Source organism: Paenibacillus apis (genome assembly GCF_018333295.1).
GTDB lineage: Bacteria > Bacillota > Bacilli > Paenibacillales > Paenibacillaceae > Fontibacillus > Fontibacillus antibioticophila.
Genome location: NZ_BORS01000069.1, coordinates 1 through 290 on the forward strand (window position 1 = coordinate 1; position 290 = coordinate 290).

Below are 290 nucleotides of genomic sequence, written 5' to 3' on the forward strand. Positions count from 1 at the left end.
TCCGCTACCCCCACCTCATCCCCGCATTTTTCAACATACGTGGGTTCGGGCCTCCAGTGCGTGTTACCGCACCTTCACCCTGGACAGGGGTAGATCACACGGTTTCGGGTCTACGCCTACAAACTGTTTCGCCCTATTCAGACTCGCTTTCGCTGCGGCTCCGCCTTCTCGGCTTAACCTTGCTTGCAAACGTAACTCGCCGGTTCATTCTACAAAAGGCACGCCATCACCCCTAAATTGGGCTCTGACTTCTTGTAAGCACACGGTTTCAGGTTCTCTTTCACTCCCCT

At 54.5% G+C, this 290-nt stretch carries 1 rRNA gene; it reads right to left on the minus strand.

The window, feature by feature from the left end:
• Positions 1-290 (minus strand): 23S ribosomal RNA (locus tag KI362_RS25355); the annotation flags it as partial.